The sequence below is a fragment of the uncultured Bifidobacterium sp. genome, assembly GCF_963540075.1.
Classification (GTDB): domain Bacteria; phylum Actinomycetota; class Actinomycetes; order Actinomycetales; family Bifidobacteriaceae; genus Bifidobacterium.
Map to the genome: position 1 here is coordinate 1 of NZ_CAUTOG010000010.1, position 18,118 is coordinate 18,118.

Here is an 18,118-nt window from a genome sequence, read left to right on the forward strand (position 1 = left end):
ACGCCCGCCTCATCTGCCGCATGGACCAGATCGCCCGCAACGACGAGCTCATGGCGCAACAGCATCGGCTTCGCCCTCACCGTGCTGCAGAGGCGACTGGCGTCCAGCCCGGAGGCCATCCTGCGGTCCCTGGAGCGCCGCCGCGACAGGCTGACGGATCTGCTGCGCCGCATCGACGCGAACGAGGGCACGGTGGAGGAGCTTCTCGGCGACCAGCAGAAGTCGCTGCCCTCCGTCGACGACACGAGCTTCGACGACGTGTGGGACGAGACGCCCGAAGGCGAGCAGCAGAGCCTCGAGAACGACGTCGACCAGGTGGTGGATTCGGCCACCGCGGCGAAAAGCCGCCAGGAGCTCGCCGCCGAAATCGAGCTGCTGGGCAGGCTCGTCGAGGAGGCCAGTCAGGTCCGCAATTCCGGCGCGGACGCCAAATGGAGCGAGCTGAGCGCCATCGTGCAGAAGCAGGTGCTGGACACCGGCACCTCCCCCCTGCCGCACAAGATGATCGTGTTCACCGAGCACCGGGACACCCTCACCTATCTCGAGCACCGCATCGCCTCGCTCACCGGTCGCCGGGAGTCGGTGGTGACGATTCACGGCGGGTTGTCCCGCGACGAGCGCAGGGCCCGGCAGGAGCGCTTCTCCAACGACCCGTCGGCACGCATCCTCGTGGCCACGGACGCGGCCGGCGAGGGCCTGAACCTGCAGCGCGCCGACCTCATGGTCAACTACGACCTGCCGTGGAACCCGAACCGCATCGAGCAGCGCTTCGGCCGCATCCACCGCATCGGGCAGAAGCGCGTGTGCTTCCTGTGGAACATGGTGGCGCGCGGCACCCGTGAGGGCGACGTGTACCGCCGTCTGCTCGACAAGATCGAGACCATCGGCAGGGCGTACCGCGGCAACCTGTTCAACGTGCTGGGCGACGGCAAGGCCTTCCACGGCAAGCCGCTGAAGGACCTCATGGTGCAGGCCATCCGCTACGGCGACCGCCCCGACGTGCAGGCCCAGCTTGAAAAAACGATCGACAGCTCCGTGTCGGACGGCCTCGACGACCTGCTGAACGAACGTTCCGCGCATCCGGAGATGTACCCGCGTCTCGACGTGGACGAGGTGCGCCGGATGATGGAGAGGAACCGCGAGCGCAAGCTGCAGCCCGGCTTCGTCTCGGCGTTCTTCCTCGCCGCCTTCGACCGGCTCGGAGGCTCGGCCCGGCGCCGCGAGACCGGACGATGGGAGCTCACGCATGTGCCGTCGGAGGTCAGGCGCCGGGCGCTGCGCATCGACCGGCATCATCCCCTGGCCGCGGCCTACGAGCGCGTCACCTTCGACCCGGAGCGCATCCACGCCGAGAACGCCCCGGACGCCATGCTCATCGCTCTGGGCACCCCGCTGCTGGGCGCGGTGACCGACCTCGTCATCGAACGCTTCGGTCTGGCTCTGGACCGCGGCACGGTGTTCGTGGACCGCACGGACACCCAGCCCGACGCACCCATGCTGCTGATGGCGGTCGAGCAGACCATCGACGACGTGAAGGACCGCCCGATATCCCGCCATTTCGACTATCTCGAGGCCCGGGAGGGAGAGGGACCGGTCTTCTCCCCCGCTCCCCCGTATCTCGACTACGAGGCCCCGCGCCCCGAGGAGCACGCCGCGGTGTCGGCGGTGCTCAGGCAGCCGTGGCTGAAGCGCAACGACATGGACGCCCTGCGCGGCTTCGCCTACCAGACGGGCACGCGGCCGGTGATGGAATCGCTTAAGTCCCAGCGGCACAGGCACGCCCAGCAGGTGCGCATGCAGGTCGAGGCCCGGCTGAATGCGGAGATCAGATTCTGGTACGACCAGTACAACCGTCTGCTCGATGACCGCCGCCAGGGCAGGAAGCCCGGCAAGCGCACGCCAACGGGCGCGAAGAGGATGGCCCAGACACTGGAGACCCGGCTCGAGAATCGCGAGAAGGAGCTGGCGCAGGAGGACATGATCCACGCCCGGCCGGCGGTGGTGCGCGGCATGGCCCTCGTCATCCCCGACCACGTTCTCCATCCCGAAACGCAGCAGACCGAGGAGGCCAGGATGCACGCCCGACAGACCGAGGAGGTGGACCGCAGGGCCGTGGCCCTGACGATGGCCGCCGAACGCGCGCTGGGACGGCATCCCACGGAGATGCCGCACAACAACAAGGGGTACGACATCGATTCGCGCGACGACCTGGGCAACCGGATCCTCATCGAGGTCAAGGGCCGCATCGACCTGCCGGGCGCCGACACCTTCACCGTCTCCGCCAACGAGGTGGCCACCGGCCAGTCGCAGGAGGAGCACGGGCATCACCGGCTGTCCCTCGTGCGGGTGAGCCCCGACGGGCCGGAGCACGACCGGATCCGCTACGTCGGACACGCCTTCGACCATCTGGCCGTCAGCCCGACGACGACCTCCTTCAACGAGGACTTCGCCAGCTACTGGAACCGCGGGCGAGAGCCGTGGTGAGGGTCTTGGGTTGAACGACTCTCTTCATGACCTCATGCCGAGGAGACACATCGATGCCTCGCATCTTAACAACATCAACCGGAAAGCCCCCGAACTCCGGATTCCCCGGTGTTGGAGTATAGGCAAATCAAGCTAAAACCGTCTTCCTCAGCGCCTTCTGCAGCTCCGGGTCCACCGCGAACAGGTACAGTCCATGCACCCCGCGTTTGAGAAGCACGTTGAACTCGTTGCGCAGGTTCTCCTTGGCGAAGGATCCCAGATCGGAACGCTTGTCGACGGCGAGATGGTCGCAACTCGCATCCGGGTCGAAGACGATATTCCCCTCCCGATACGTCACCGACGGACCGATGATCACCCCGGCCACGTTGAGATCGAAGCCCTGGATGGTGAAGATCGACCCGACCTCGTTGATGGTATGCGGCTTCTCCGCCCACGCGAGATTCCTGCCATGGCTTCTGTCCGCATCGGTATCCGGCAGCTGATAGTTCCACGGCATGCGGAACTCATTGGTCGCATCGGCATCAGGAACACCGTCGATGGCATCCACGCTTCCGTCGCCGTTGTTGTCGTCGTTCCTCGCAACGGGCTTCGGCCCCATCAGCCATGTACCGTCCGGTCCACGATGCATCCTCACGGTCCACAATCCCTCCGGGTCGTCGGGATTGGTTCGTTTCTGCGAATACGGCCAGTCGTAGGTGGCGAGAAGACGGGACAGACCGTGACCGTCCCATCCATCAGGTCTCAGACCGGCCTTCCGCGCAATGGCCTTGCGAAGCTCCACAGGCGAATCGAACACCTTCACCTCATAGGGCGGGCGAATCCACTCGCCATCCTTCTCCCCCGGCTCGCCAGGATCCGCGGGAAGCGGGTCTATGGAAACGCCGGCGGCAAGATGGTCGACCCAACTGATCATCTTCGGTCCCGCCGCGATACGGAACTGATGATGGAGGCGGATTCGCCTGACCGACACCTCCAGTGGAGCGAGATTCTGGAATTCGCCGAGTCGCACGACCTCCCCATTCCGGCTTTCCATGGATGATCCATCGGGTTCGTTCCGCGAACTCGACCCCAGATCAGGGAACAGCCGACGACGCTCACGAGGGTCCCACTGCTGCTGCGACCGGAGAATCTGCATCGGGTCGAAGACGGCGATGACCACCCGGGCCCGACGGAGCACGTCGTACAGCTGGTTCCTCCCGGAATATCCCTGGTTCCCCTGGGTGAGCAGCAGATGCGCCTCGTCGATGAGCACGATGTCCGCCCGGCCCTTGGGCTTGTCGGGTATCGCACGCCCGGATTCCGTGGTCTCGCTGAATCGGTTGATGAACGGCGTCGGCTTGAGGACGACCTCGCCTCTTTTCTTCTGAAGACCAAGCTTCAGGGCAATCTGGTTGTAGACGTTCAGCTGCTCGTTGTGGTTGACGAGGATGAACGCCGACAGGGCGTCTCCTCCGAGCTTCTCCGAAGCCTTGTCCTCGGAACGGTCCTCGGCATCCTCGGGAGCCGATTCTCCGCGCCGCGGTCGGTTCGCCTCGAGTTCGGTGACGAGACGGTAGAACAGATGACTCAGCAGAACCGTCTTGCCGGTGCCCGCGGCCCCCTGCACCACGAACAGGGTGAGCATGGCTTCGCTTTTGTTCTCTTCCCCGGCTTTGGCTTCCGACCGGGCTTCAGGCCACCGCGTCTCTTCTTCGTCATTATGTGCTTCATTATTTGCTGTGCTTGTGGATTCCTCCGAGGCGTTCGGCAAGGAAACATTCGGCAAGGAGGCATTCCGTTGGAATTCGGATGCATCGGGTTCGGACGCGGAGGAGTCCGTCCGCATCAACCGCATGACGGCCGTGAGAATCTCCTCCTCCGCCTCCAGCTGTTCGGTGCTGAGTCTGTGGAAGGGCGAGGCCTTGAACAGGGCCGAATCCTGGATGATCTCCTCGGCGGGAAACAGTTCGGGGTCATCCTTGTGCAGATCAAGCCAGATGCGCGAGAAGATCGCGTCGAACTCGTCGGAGGTGTAGTAATCCCCCTGGGCGTTGGTCCGCCGGTTGTTGAGCCGCTTCACCGAATCCGCGCTGGACATGTAATGCATGAGACGGTTCTCGACGTCCAACGTGAGCGACTTGTTGAACTTGGGATGACCTATGACGTACTGGCTGTAGGCGTCATGCCGGGTCTGCACGGCTCTGGCGACATCACGCCAGTCATCCCTGACGTTCGGGTCGGCGTGCAGATGCTGGAACGTGCGATGGACGATGTCGTTGGTCTCCCCGACGTAGACGGTGTACTCGGGTCTGCCGGAATGAACGTTCCTTGAACCGTGATAGACGACGTACACCGTCGGATACCTGAGGATGAGCCGCAGAAGCATCCGTTCCAAGGACGATGATACGACATCAGACGGGACCGCACCAGACGGAATCGAGACGACATCCGATCCGGAATCGTGGCCGCCATTGTCGTCAGCTCCATGGTGGTTCCTCTCGCGATGGAAGTCCGGACTCTCGTCTTCGTCGGCGAATTCATCATTGGATTCGACATCCACACCATCCGTGGAATCCACGCCACCCGTGAGTTCAGTGGAATCCACGGTGTCTGCAGTATCCGCGGTATCCGCGAACACGGGAACGAATCCCCTTCGGAGAAGACCGTCGTGGACCGTCCGTTCGAAATCGCCGCCCCGATAATCGCCATACGGCATCCTGATGATGATTGGCTCGCCGACCCCATGCTCCATACACCCATTATCGCGCCGGCTTTTCAACGCCGGGTCTACCCTCGTAACCATGATCAGCGACTCCACCATCGATGCCATCCGACGCTTCTCCGCCGAACGCGACTGGGACGGATTCCACACCCCGGAGAATCTCGCCAAATCCATCAGCATCGAGGCCGGCGAGCTCCTCGAATGCTTCCAGTGGACTCCCGGAAGCTCCGGAGAAGCGGGATATCCGGCTGCCAAACCGCAGGAAATACGCGACGAACTCGCCGACGTGCTCACCTACTGCATCATGATGGCCGACCGCCTCGGCGTGGACATGGACGACATCATCCTCGACAAGCTCGAACGGACGAAGCGCAAATACCCGGCGAGCGCCGTGCGCGATGACCCTGCAGCGACGAAGCGGCTGCATGAGGAGGGCAGAAAGGAATAGCGGATACAGCAGATTCACGGGTTGCGAACAATCCGGGAGAGATCAGCAATCGATTACCAGGCTCGAATCAGTAAAACGACATCGACCGACTCCGGTCTCTTCCCGATTCCCGAACGTCAGCACGCATCGGCTCGCTTTCGGCGTGATAAGTGCGACCTCAATATCGCGGAAACATGAACCTTCGGATGCGCTGCATCCAACGAACGAATCGTATCGGCGTCGAATCAGCATCCCGCCGAATTAACAGACCCGACCCCGAACCGCCCCGCTCCCCCGCCTACACTGGTCTCATGATCAGGGCGCTTTTCATCATCGACGTGCAGAACGACTTCACGGAGGGCGGCGCACTCGGCGTGACCGGCGGCGACGCGGTCGCCGCGGGCATCACCACCTACCTCAAGGCCCACAAAAACGACTACGACGTGGTCTTCGCCAGCCGCGACTGGCACACCGCCGACAGCACCAACGGCGGCCACATCGCCCTGCCGCCCGACAGGCCCGACTACGTCGACACCTGGCCCGTCCACTGCATCGCCGGCACGCCCGGCGCCGACTACGACCCCGGCCTCGACGCCTCGCTCATCGACGTGCACATCCGCAAGGGGCAGAACGTCCCCGCCTATTCGATCTTCGAAGGCACCGACGACTCCGGCCGTCCCTTCCCGCAGGTGCTCGACGCCTACCACGTCACCGACGTGGACGTGGCGGGCATCGCCACCGACTACTGCGTACGCGCCTCCGCGCTCGGCGCCCTCCAATCGGGACGCCGCGTGCGCATCCTCACCGACCTCGTCGCCGGCGTCGCGCCCGCCACGTCCAAGGCCGCCCTCGAGGAGCTCGAAAAGGACGGAGCCACGCTCGTCACGGCGTAACGGGATTCGTACGGGATGATTCGGTTCCCGCCCTGACGGATATTCGCGAATTCACGGCAAAGACGACGCGCATGTCAGCCACGTAAATTCTGTGTAATATACCTTTTTTCGCACCCGCGAACTCATCCGCAAACACATAGGAGTTGTAGTCTGTGCGTCATGACAGACGCGCGGATCTCAGGCGGCGAAGCCACCGCCGGCACAGTGGCGACCGCCGCCACATTGGACGCCGCCGGCACTGCGGGCACCGGATACCACCCCACAGCCATCGAACCTGGCGGGATCGAAGCGATTCCCGACGAACACCGTCACGGCAGCCCATGGCAGCTGCTCTTCACCTGGAGCGCGCCGAACTTCGAATTCGCCACGGTCTTCGTCGGCATGATCGCGGTCGCCTATTTCGGACTCGACTTCGGACAGGCCGTCATCGCGATCGTCATCGGCAACGTCCTCGGAGGCATCGCCCACGGACTCCTGTCGACATGGGGTCCGCGCGAAGGGCTCTCGCAGCTTGTGCTGGGACGTGCGGCATTCGGTCTGCGCGGCAACGTCGTCCCGTCCCTCCTCCAGACGGCTATGGCGGGTCTCGGCTGGTTCGCGACGAACTCGGTCTCGGGCACCCTCGCCCTGAACGCCATCACCGGTCTCAACAGCGTGGCCTGTCTCATCATCATCGTCGTGGTCGAGGTCTCCGTGGCCTTCGTCGGGCACGATCTGGTCCAGATGTTCGAGCGCTACGCGAGCATCGTGCTTGGAATCATCTTCCTCGTCGCCACGATCGCTCTTCTGGCGAGGGCGGATCTTGGCAGGCCCGTCACCTCGACGATGCCGCTTTTCGCCAGCTTCACGCTGACCATCTCCGCCGCGTTCGGCTACACGGCCGGGTGGACCACCTACGCCGCCGACTACACGAGGTATCTGTCCAGAACCACTTCGCGGGTGAAGATCGCGCTGGCCGCAGGGCTGGGCAACTGCGTGTCCTGCACCGTGCTCATGATCGGCGGCGCGGCCGCCGCACTGATCGCCTTCGGCGCGAACCCCACCAAGTCGTACGTGGACGGGATGCCGGCCGTCATCCGCGACCTCACGCTCATCGCGATCTTCATCGGGGCCATCGCCGCCAACTCGCTCAACATCTACTCGGCCGCGATGTCCTTCCTCGCCACCGGCGTGAGGATCTCCTTCCGCATGCGTCGGGCCCTCATCGCCCTGAGCTTCGGCGTTCTCGGATTCTTCATCGCGCTGGCCGCCGTGCTGGACGGGAGGTTCGCGTCGCTCTATGAGGATTTCCTTCTGATCATCGCCTACTGGATCGCCCCCTGGCTCGGGGTCGAGTTCGCGGACCGGTGGCTCCGGCGCGGCACGTCGATCGCCGAATTCATCCCCGCGAAGGCCCGCTATAGAAATCCCGCCGGCCTCATCAGCTTCCTCATCGCCATGGTCTTCTCCGTCGTGCTGTTCTCCAACCAGACGCTGTTCGTCGGACTCGTTCCGAAGGCCACGTCGGCCGTCGGCGATCTGACCCCCGAAATCGGGTTCCTTCTGGCAGCCGTGCTGTATGTCATCTTCTTCCAGGTCTTCAAGCCCCAGCTCGGTGATCCTCTCGGCAGGAAGGTCGAGACTCCGGCGGATATGGACTCCATGGACGCGAAAGACTAGGGCGGAAATCTCCGTGAACGCCGCCGACAGAGCCGACAGGAGAGATCATCTGCGATGGCTTCCGACGCTCGACGCCGATTGACGGAAGCCGCAATGCGACAAGGCGGAGCTCAAGGAGCGGGCATCACCGAGCAACACCATGTAGTACAAGGCAGTACGAAACAGCATCAGGGATTGGAGACTGACATGTCCGCATCCACATACGGCGACAAGGTCTATGCGACGGACGCCGAGAGGCTCGCCGTCGCGAAGGAGGAGGCGCTCAAGGGACTCGCCGAGGGAGGGATCCCCATCGGCGCCGCCCTGTTCGACGCCGAAGGCCATCTGCTCGGCAAGGGGCGCAACCAGCGCGTCCAAGGAGACAACCCGGCCCTGCATGGCGAGACGAGCGCCTTCCTCGACGCCGGTCGCCAGCGCAGCTACCGGCACGCCACGCTGGCGACGACGCTGTCCCCCTGCTGGTACTGCTCCGGATTGGTCCGCCAGTTCCACATCGGACGGGTCGTCATCGGCGATGACGTGAACTTCGACGGAGGTCAGCGTTGGACCGCCGAGCACGGGACCGAAGTGGTGACGCTGAACGACCCTGAGCTCATCCGGACGATGTCGACATGGATCGCCGGTCACGACGCTCTCTGGAACGAGGACATCGGCGAGGAGTAGCCACCGGCACCCACGCTCATGTCGAGGATCAAGGGCAATGGCGACTCCCAGGATGACCATGGGCCCCGGTTGATCACGGCGAATACCGGCCATATGCGATATGGTTCCGGTGAATCAACTCCTACGCCACATGCACTGGCGTGCCGGTCGGGATGTACTCATACAGCCACTTGGCGTTCGTCAGACTGAGGCGCACGCAGCCATGTGATGCGGGCTGGCCGAGCTTCGCGGCCTCGGAGGCCACGTAGTTGCCGTTCTCGTCGATCGGCACCGAATGGAACAGGTACGTGGCCTTGATGAACCCGACCCAATACCGTCCGCCCCAGCCTTCGGTGTCGTGGAACTCATAGCCGCGATACCCGTTGATCGTGTAGTCCCCCGTCGGCGTCGGACCGTACAGCCCCGTCGAGGCGATCATCTCGTAGATGACCATGCCGTTGCTCTTCACGTACACGCGCTGATTGGCGATGCTCACGTCGAGACTGAGATCCGAATACTGCGACAGATCGACCCGTCCATCCGCGATGAGCGTCTGCAGTGTCATGTCCTGCGAGATGATGGCGAGCTGGTGAGTCGCTTCGGAATCCCCGACCGTTTTCGCCGCGGACTGCAGCCGCGAGACGTACGGTTGATATGTGGCGGAATCAGTGGACTTGGAGCCGTCGTACACCTGCTGCGCGGCATCGATCACGGCCTTGAGCGACTGCCTCGTGGAGTCATCAGCCACAGCCTTCGCGGAGGCCTCGTACATGCCCCGGGCCGTCGACAAAGCGGTCTTCAGGGAGGACTTGGCCTGGGCAAGTCGTCTTGCCGCCTCCGCCTTCGCCCGTGCAATGGCCTCGTCCTTCGCCCGTTTCGATTCCTTCACCGCCTGAACGGACTTCTTGAGTTCCGCCGCCTGCCTCGTCGCCCGCTTCGTCTCTGCCGTCACCGCTGACCGCACGGCCTTCGACCTCCACAGCAGCCAGGAGCTTGTTCCACCGTCTGCGGTCCCATCACGCATGATCGTCGTCGACGTCTCCCCCGCGGAGGTGATGGAGGCCGTGAGCGTGGTGTAGCTCGTCGGATCCTGCAGATCGTCCGCACTATACGTCTGCACCGCGGAGCGGGCCTCCTGGATGGAGGCCGTCAGAGCATCATCCGCCTTGAGTTTCTCCGAAATCGATTCCTGATAGGCGAGGTTCTCGTCACGGAGCGCACGAACATAGAACACCGCCGTGATGGCCGTCGTCACGACCAGAGTGGCAGCGCAGACGATGCCGATGACCACGGCCGGAATCGGACCGCAAGCCCGTCCTGAACCTCCGATTCCCCTGGTCTGCTTGCCCATCATCCGTCCAGTGCCCTTTCCTGAGACGCCGAGAGAAGGAACGACACCCCTATGACTCCCCCAACAATGTCTAATGTACATCCCGGAATCGCGAAGGATACGAGACATCCCGCCTTCCGCCGCCTGCGGAATTCCGCGGTATTGCGGTCCTGTGGCGGATCCGCGCCAGAAGCGACACAGATAAAGCCCCGATGGCAGCATGGAGGCAGCGCGGCCGCAGCGCAGTCGCAGCGGTCTGGGACACCCGGGACAACGCACCATGGAAGCTTCGGAAGAACGAGACGCAGAACGCATTCGACGACGATCACGAATCCCCAGGAAGCCGCCCTTCCGATGCGCGCCGAGCGATGGTACCTCACCCCCGCCAAGGCCACCCTGGACGATGCGCCGCCGGCGTCGGCAGGTTGCCGCGCCTGTCGCCCCCGCCAAGGACCGTGGACGACGGCCTTCACATGCACGGCGGACCAGGACGGCATAGAGAATTAAGGACGTGCCATCAAGGGTCACCCATTCACGGCAGACTGCATTCCCTGGGCACGCGGAAATCCTTATTGGGCACCCGATTCATGGTCTGGGCGGCTTTCCAAAAAGACACGGACCATCTCCGGGTATTCACCCGCGGAATGCCGCCGTTCTGGGCATCCTCAACGACTCCCACAATCAGTCATCGAACGCGGAAATGCCCAACGAACGTGGCTACAAGGATTCTCATGGATAGGTTTCTCATGGATAGGTTTCTCATGCCTCGAGTCCATGCTCGCTACCACTGAAAGCACGTCCAGACGTTTCCGCCGGCGGGCAAGCGCCCGGCTCAGCAGCGCGAATCGGTCGGGAAGGCCGTCATGATCCTCATGGTCCCGTTCATTGGGCAGATTGCTGGGCAGATAAGTTCATTAAGCCGGAAATCCCGTTGAGAAAACCTTGGAATTCCAAGCATTCCTGATGTCCCGCCGACTCCGTCTCGGGGAAGACCCGCCCAGGACACGTTCGAACTGCCCAAGAAGCAAAACCACCGCCCAGCCGGTCACAGCAGAGCGGTGAAAACAAACCACAGCACAGCGAAGCGGGAAGGGAAAAGGAGAAAAACGATGAAATCGGACGAGAGCGGAGCAGAAAACGAATGAACGATGATTCGACTTCACAAAGCACGACGGCGGAAACCCCTGCGCGAGCGCGAGACGGTCGAGGAAGACGAAAGAACACGAGCAGCAACACGAGGGATGAAACCTCGAACGGAGCGAGCACCAAGGGAAACGAGAAAAACTCAGTTCTCGTCCGCCCCTGCATTGCCACGCACCAGAGCCGACTCGCGCACCTTCGCCGAACATGCGGCAGCCACCACCATCAGCGCCATCATGACGCTCAGCGGGATGACCATCGACTTGTCCGGCAGCTGCAGCCCGTACATGAGCAGGATGAACACGATCCCCGACACCTGGCCGGACAGCATGAGCAGACCGTACGAGGTGGCCTCGGGCACCGGGTAGGCGACCTCGGTGCCGTATTCGAACACCAGCGGCCCCACCCCCATGATGAACAGCCCCGCCACCCCGCCGCACGCGATCAGCGCCGGATACGAGGACAGGTATGACAGGCCCGCGAGCGCCACGATCGCCAGCAGCATGGCTACGACGATGAACACATGCCGTCGGCCCGTACGATCGCTGGCCAGGGGCAGCACCACGCCGCCGACGATTCCGGCGAGGATGATGGCCGTGCCCACCATGCCGGACTGGTCGGTCGTGATCCCGCGCGAGACGAACATGTCGGCGATGGCCGTGAGCAGCGCGTTGAACACGCCGAGCGCGATCATCACGGACACGAGCAGCAGCACGTAGTCGCGGTTATGGCGCAGAGCGAGCGCATCGCGCAGGCGGAATCGACCCTGCTCGGCGCGCGGGCCGGCGGGCGTGGCGGGTTCCTCACGCACGAGCAGCATGACGAGCAATGCGGAGACGATGGCCACCCATCCCATGGCACGCAGCATGCCGCCCATTCCCATCGACTCGTACATCGTTGGCGTGAGCGCCGCGGCGACGGCGATGCCCACGTATCCGGCCACTGACCCGATGCCGGTGACCGTGGCGCGCTGGTCGACGGGGAACCAGTTGGCGGCGAGCTTGGTCAGCGGATTCATGACGAAGGGCTGGGCGACGGCGAGTCCAAGCTGGCAGACCACCACCAGCGGAAAGCTGGCGTACAGCACGCCTCGCAGCATGCCGAAGACGGCGGTGAGCGCCGCGGCCACCGCGAAGCAGGCGCGGATGCCGCGACGATCGCACAGCAGGGAGGCCGGCATCGAGAAGAGGATGTACGCCACCATGTAGCTCATGGACAGGGTGGCGATTGCCAGCGGCGTCGTGTGATAGAAGGCGGCGGCCTGCGGGGAGATCGTCGAGAAGGTCAGCCAGTACATCTGGGTGATGGCGAACAGCGGGATGGTCGCCGCGAGCACCACCCAGCGGTACGGCGAGGCGACGTAGCGCGGAGCCGGGGCCGTGGTGGGGGCGGATGAGGCGGATGCCGATGCCGACGCCGTGGCTGATGCCGATGACGACGGGGTCGAAGACACCGAGACGGGAAGTGATGACGTTGATGGCATATCCGCTGAGGTCATCGGGACTCCTTTCAGCTCGCATGACGCCGGGCTCTCACGACTCCGCCCGCATGCGCATCCGCCCGACCCGGGTGCCCCCGAACGGGCGTGGACACCACATGAGGGGACGTCGCCACGTCGGATGCGGCACACGGAAGAATCGGTCGACGGCAAGCGCGCCAGACGGCCGAATCATCCACGTTCGTCAATCCGTCCCGGCCGCTCGAAGGAACCCTTCGGTCTGGTCATCCCAGAGGCGAATTCAATTGCATGCGATTGATTCGGGAGTATACGCAGACGAGATGGCGCGAATGGCGCGAATGTTTCCCGCGGGTAACGCGCGAGCTCCCGCCCCATCCGCGGACGGGACAGGTGGTGACGGGGCGGGAGCGCGCACACCGCGTCCGCCCGTCCCCTCTACCGGCGGGACAGATTCGCGAGCACCTTGCGCAGCAGGAGGAACAGCGAACGCGCCTCCGACTCGGTCAGTCCGACGAACCCGAGAATCTCGGCGGAGAACCCCACCGTCCGCGATCGGAGCCGCAGGCCCGCTTCCGTCAGGGACACGTCAAGAGTCCGCGCATCGGTCGTCGAACGCGTGCGGCTGACGAACCCCTTGGACTCAAGCTTCCTCAGCAGCGGCGTCAGAGTCCCCGAGTCCAGGTACAGGACATCGCCAAGCTGCCGGAGCGTCATCGCCGACCCCGCGAGCAGGGCGGGCTCCGAGAAAGGTTCAGCGGACGGTTCCGAGGAGGGCTTCGCGGGGGTCTGCACGGAGGGCTTCTCAGAGCACTCCGAGGAAGATTCCGCATCTGGTTCCGCAGAGGACTCGCCAGTGGCGTCATCAGCGGAATCACCGGAGAACGGGCAGGACAGCCCGGACCGTCCGGATTCCGCAGCCCCCTCGCCGCCCATAGCGTCCGCGGCGTCCGGCCCAGAAGTCGCACCGGCCCGGTTCGACGCCGCCGACGCAGCGTCAACGGCCCTGTCAAACGCATCCCACAGCGCCAGCATGGTGAGGTACTGCGTATAGGTCAGATCCAGGGGCTCAAGCAACGGGGTGTAGGCCTTGACGACCTCCTTGGCGCAGATGTACATGGCCCGAGGCAACCGACGGACGTCATCCACGGGGGTCCATTCGTCCCGGACGGCGACCCGGCGCGCATCCCGGCCCCGCGAGCGCATCCCGGCTACCCCGGAATCGTCGTTGCCGGTGTCGCCGACTTCGGCGGCTTCGTTGGCGTCATGGCGGCTCCGTCGTCCCTGCGAATTCCTGCCCGTCGCCCCCGTCATCGGCCTCCCCCGTCTCCCATTCGATCCGTCATCCCTCGCATCTGCGGGCTTCCGTGTCGGACTCCCGCTCGCTTCGTGAGCACTGAGCGTAACACCGTGTTCACATCGCACGCGTTTTACAGCAGCGCCTTACGGATATAGTCGATGTAATCGATTGTACGCAATCGAATTCCCGGTTCATGGGGATGTGCGAACGCAGATGAGCGGAAACCGCCCACGAATCCTGACGGGATATGGGCCGGAAGGCCACGGATCCACAACGGAACGGGAACGTGTGGCCGGAATCGCGATTGGGACTGCGGCCCGAATTGCGAGCGGAAGGAGCGCAAGCATGGTCTCATCGGCGCAGCAGAGGTTCAACGACCTGTCCCTAGCCGAGCAGGAGACGCATTTCGTGGACGTCGCGCGACGGGCGCTGCCACTGTGGGGCCTCAATCCCGACGACTGCCACCTGCATCTGCTCAACCTCACGGAGAACGCCACCTTCCGGGTGGACATCGGAGAGACCGGCATCGGACGAGCCGGCACGGAACGGTCTGACGCCGGGCAAGCGGGCACCGGTGCGGACGAGAGGACCGAAGCCAGCCGAAAAACGGACGGCGGGCAAACCGGCGGTTCGACCCCGATCCTCCCGACTCCCGACGGCACCGGTACCCCCGACTCCTCCGGCACCCCCGTTTCGCGCGACACCACCAGCATCACCAGCACCACCGACGTCCGAGCCGCATCCCGCCGACGCATCGTCATGCGCGTGCACCGTCTCGACTACGCGGAACGCGACTCGATCGAGGTCGAACTCGCCTGGATCCGTGAGCTGAAACGCGGCACGGATCTGCGACTCGCCGAGCCGCTCCCCGGACGGAACGGCGACTGCGTGCAGTCCGTCGACTGCCCGGACATCGCCGCCACGCGCAACGTCGTCTGCTTCGGCTTCGTCACAGGCACGCCTCCCCGCGACTCGCAGGACGACACGGAAAGCATGGGCGGGATTCTCAGCCACCTGACCCGCATCCCCGACGCGCTGACCATCCCCGCCACGCGCGCCGCGGCGATGCTCTATGACGCGCTCGGAACGCGAGGCGCATTCACCCTCGCGCCGACGGAAGCGCCCGAAAGGGCGGAGAAGAAGGACCAGAGCCGCACGATCCAGACCCACACCGGAGCCCACGCGGGAGTCGACTCCGGAACCCGCATCGACACGCTTCCCGAGGCCGACCGGCGACTGTATCGAACGATCGGCATCATCGCGGCCAAGCTGCGGCGCAACTCCGTCGTCTGGACGCCGGTGCACCGGCAGGAGATCTCGCAACGCATCGTCTGGGACTGGACAGCCACCTTCGGCGAGGACTGGAACAACTACTACGGCTGCCACTACTGGGACGCCGACAGCTCGCTCACCCGCCATGACATCGAGGCCATCGAGGCCTGCCGGGCGATCATGCGACGCCGACTCGACGCCTACGGCACATCCCCCGCCCGATACGGCCTCATCCATAGCGACCTGCGCCCCGCGAACCTTCTGGACGACCATGGGGACGTCGCCGTGCTCGACTTCGACGACTGCGGCATGGGATGGTACATGACGGACATCGCCGGAATCGTGGGGTTCATGGAGCATCGGCCCGACCTGCCCGCCGTGCTCGCGGCCGTGCTCGAGGGGTACCGGGAGGCGTGGCCGCTCGACCCGCAGGAGGAGCGCGAGATCCCGACCTTCATCATGCTGCGACGCATCGGACTGTTCGAATCGCTGCTCTACCACCGCGGCAACGCCGACCCGGGCGCCAACGAGGGCGTGTCCATCAGCCCCGAGCTCGTCGCCTTCGTCGGCAAGGGCACGGCGGTCCTCGCCCGCAAGTACGTACGGCGCTTCCGCAACCTTCCGCTGCCAACGCCGGCGCCGGCGGAAACGACCGGGGATGGAATGGCGGGATCGAACGGGATGGCACATCCGGACCCCGAGAACCCAGACACCGGAATCCCGGAGCCCGAGACCAAGGAATTCGACATGTCCGGACGATGATCCCCTCCCGGCGTGCATGCCATCCGGCGCCGACAGCAACGCGGGAGGCTACGGACCGCGATCCGGGAAGCCACGAACAGCGGATCATAGGAACCACGGGCCACACAAGGCACACGAGGCAGTGAGACGGGCGGCCTCCCACAACAACCAACCACTCCAATGAACACTTCCCAAGAACAGGAGCACGACATGACCGACACGACATCGAACACAATCGGAACGACCGCGACGACCACCACCGACGAAAGCACCACCACCGAGTCAGCGGCAGACACCCCCTTCCCCGCAGACACCCCCGCAGGCACCCCCACCGACCGCGAGCAGATCGTCCACCGCATCTACGACGAGGCCCGCGAGGAATGGAACCCCTACCGGGTCGACCTCCTGCGGCACTACGGCCTCGAGATCGTCCTCGGGCCACGCCACGGCTACGAGTTCGAGGACCTCGCCTCCGGCCGCACCATCATCAACATGCATATCAACGGCGGCGTCTTCAACCTCGGCCACTGCAACCCCGAGGTGCGCCAGGCACTCGTCGACGGCTCCGAACACTACGACGCCGGCAACCACTACTTCCCCTCGCAGGTGAAGATGGACTTCGTCCGCGCGCTGCTCGACGCCTCCCCCGACTCCATGCGCTACGTCAACGTCAACACGGGCGGCGGCGAATCCATCGACTCCGCCATCAAGTTCGCGCGCCACGCCACCGGGCGGCGGCGGGTCGTCACCGTCCACGGCTGCTTCCACGGAGCCACAGGATTCGCCATGCAGGCAGGTCCGCAGGACTTCGCCGCATTCTTCGGCTCCACCCCCGACCCCGACGACTTCAGCCAGGTCGACTACGACGACCTGAACCAGCTCGAGGACGTGCTGCGCCGCCGCGACACCGCCTGCGTGCTGCTCGAAAGCCTGCCCGCGACCGCCGGATTCCCGATCCCCCGGGAGGGCTACTTCAGGGCCGTCACCGAGCTCGCGCACCAGTACGGCGCGCTGTACGTCGCCGACGAGGTGCAGACCGGACTCATGCGCAGCGGCACCATGTGGTGCTCCGTCGGCTACGGCGGCGAACCCGACATGATCGTCACCGGCAAGGGGCTGTCCGGCGGCTACTACCCGATGAGCGCCGTCATCATGAACGAGCGCGCCGGCCAGTGGCTCAAGGACGACGGCTTCGCGCAGACCACGTCGTTCAGCAGCTCGGAGCTCGGCTGCTACGTGGGCACGAAGGTGCTCCAGATCACCACCCGCGACTCCACGCGCGAGAACGTCCGGCGCCTCACCGACCTGTTCACCCGCCGCCTCGCCGACATCCAGGCGCGCCACCGCTTCCTGTCGGAGGTCCGCCAGCGCGGGGTCATCATGGGACTCGTCACCGCGCATCCGCAGGGATCCACGGCCCTTATGGCGGCGCTGTACCGCCACGGCGTGTGGGCCATGCGCGCGAACTTCGACCTGAGGACCCTCCAGTTCAAGGCGGGTCTGCTCATGGACGCGGGCATGGCGAACCGCGTCCTCGACGCCCTCGACGCCGCCCTTCCCGAGGCCGCCGCCATGGTGGGCGCCGAGGACTGAGACACGGTCCACAAAGTACAGGGTTCTCATGGGCCATTGGTCCGCAGCCGCCCCCTGCCCGTCCCCCTTGCTCCCGTGCTGCCCTCCACCCCGGCTGGTTGGGCAGCTTCAAGCGGACTTTGGGCAGTTTGCTTGTATTCTGGGCGCCCCTTCCCTGGGACCACCAATGTCGGAATTCCCACAATGGCGGAATAGAGCCGTTCTGAGCCAAGCTTAACCTTGACAGAGAGGGCCTTTCACGAGCTGCCTGCCCAACGAACGCCGACCACGGCAACATGCGCTCATGACGTGAAATCTTCCAGACGAAACCGGCCAAGAACCGTGGAATCCTCAATCCCCCGTGGATGAATCATGTGAATCCCGGTCTCGGAAGGGTCGGAAGTGGCTCAGACCCCTCCATCACGGCGCCGGATGACCACAACCAACGAAGCAGGACGCTCCGAACGTGGTGGCACGCTCCACGCCGACCCAAAGCGCTCC

General features: G+C 64.6%; 11 protein-coding genes and 1 pseudogene. 7 read left to right on the plus strand and 5 right to left on the minus strand.

What is annotated here, in order from left to right; genetic code table 11:
- The coding region (locus RWX87_RS02450; RefSeq protein WP_314686544.1) for a helicase-related protein at positions 1-2,484 on the plus strand (2,484 nt) is incomplete at its 5' end.
- Positions 2,485-2,611: 127 nt separating this feature from the next.
- On the opposite strand, the gene RWX87_RS02455 is transcribed toward RWX87_RS02450, so the two are convergent.
- Together RWX87_RS02455 and RWX87_RS06800 are read right to left on the minus strand one after the other, a co-directional pair.
- The gene (locus RWX87_RS02455) at positions 2,612-4,318 is read right to left on the minus strand and encodes a DUF2075 domain-containing protein (protein WP_399552274.1); all 1,707 of its coding nucleotides are present in this window, start codon (positions 4,316-4,318) and stop codon (positions 2,612-2,614) included.
- Positions 4,307-4,873 (minus strand): annotated as a pseudogene (locus RWX87_RS06800) (GIY-YIG nuclease family protein); the annotation flags it as partial. The pseudogene RWX87_RS06800 and the gene RWX87_RS02455, both read right to left, overlap by 12 nt.
- A 391-nt stretch (positions 4,874-5,264) precedes the next feature.
- Here RWX87_RS06800 and RWX87_RS02460 point away from each other — a divergent pair.
- From RWX87_RS02460 to RWX87_RS02475, 4 genes are all read left to right on the plus strand, one after another.
- Positions 5,265-5,633: a nucleotide pyrophosphohydrolase gene (locus RWX87_RS02460; protein WP_314686548.1), complete on the plus strand. Its 369-nt coding sequence runs from the start codon at positions 5,265-5,267 to the stop codon at positions 5,631-5,633.
- Positions 5,634-5,923: 290 nt separating this feature from the next.
- Positions 5,924-6,505 carry an isochorismatase family protein gene (locus tag RWX87_RS02465; RefSeq protein ID WP_314686550.1) on the plus strand — a complete coding sequence of 194 codons (582 nt, stop codon included), beginning with the start codon at positions 5,924-5,926 and terminating at the stop codon, positions 6,503-6,505.
- 159 nt (positions 6,506-6,664) lie between these two features.
- Entirely contained in the window at positions 6,665-8,164 is a 1,500-nt protein-coding gene (locus RWX87_RS02470; protein ID WP_314686551.1) for a cytosine permease, read from the plus strand.
- Between the two features lie 186 nt (positions 8,165-8,350).
- A complete protein-coding gene (locus RWX87_RS02475; protein ID WP_314686553.1) occupies positions 8,351-8,827 on the plus strand; it encodes a nucleoside deaminase in 477 nt (158 codons plus the stop codon).
- 121 nt (positions 8,828-8,948) lie between these two features.
- On the opposite strand, the gene RWX87_RS02480 is transcribed toward RWX87_RS02475, so the two are convergent.
- The 3 genes from RWX87_RS02480 to RWX87_RS02490 all read right to left on the minus strand — a co-directional run bounded on the left by RWX87_RS02480 (position 8,949) and on the right by RWX87_RS02490 (position 14,046).
- On the minus strand, positions 8,949-10,160 hold the full coding sequence (locus RWX87_RS02480) for a L,D-transpeptidase (RefSeq protein WP_314686556.1): 1,212 nt from the start codon (positions 10,158-10,160) through the stop codon (positions 8,949-8,951).
- A 1,261-nt stretch (positions 10,161-11,421) separates the two neighbouring features.
- Positions 11,422-12,774, minus strand: coding sequence for an MFS transporter (locus RWX87_RS02485; RefSeq protein ID WP_314686558.1), 1,353 nt, complete (start codon positions 12,772-12,774; stop codon positions 11,422-11,424).
- Between the two features lie 396 nt (positions 12,775-13,170).
- Positions 13,171-14,046, minus strand: coding sequence for a transcriptional regulator, SarA/Rot family (locus RWX87_RS02490; protein WP_314686560.1), 876 nt, complete (start codon positions 14,044-14,046; stop codon positions 13,171-13,173).
- 331 nt (positions 14,047-14,377) lie between these two features.
- On the opposite strand from RWX87_RS02490, the gene RWX87_RS02495 reads away from it, so the two are divergent.
- Both RWX87_RS02495 and RWX87_RS02500 read left to right on the plus strand, forming a co-directional pair.
- On the plus strand, positions 14,378-16,066 hold the full coding sequence (locus RWX87_RS02495) for a phosphotransferase (RefSeq protein ID WP_314686562.1): 1,689 nt from the start codon (positions 14,378-14,380) through the stop codon (positions 16,064-16,066).
- Between the two features lie 189 nt (positions 16,067-16,255).
- Positions 16,256-17,638, plus strand: a complete 1,383-nt coding sequence (locus RWX87_RS02500; RefSeq protein WP_314686564.1) for an aminotransferase class III-fold pyridoxal phosphate-dependent enzyme — start codon at positions 16,256-16,258, stop codon at positions 17,636-17,638.
- Positions 17,639-18,118: the final 480 nt, after the last annotated feature.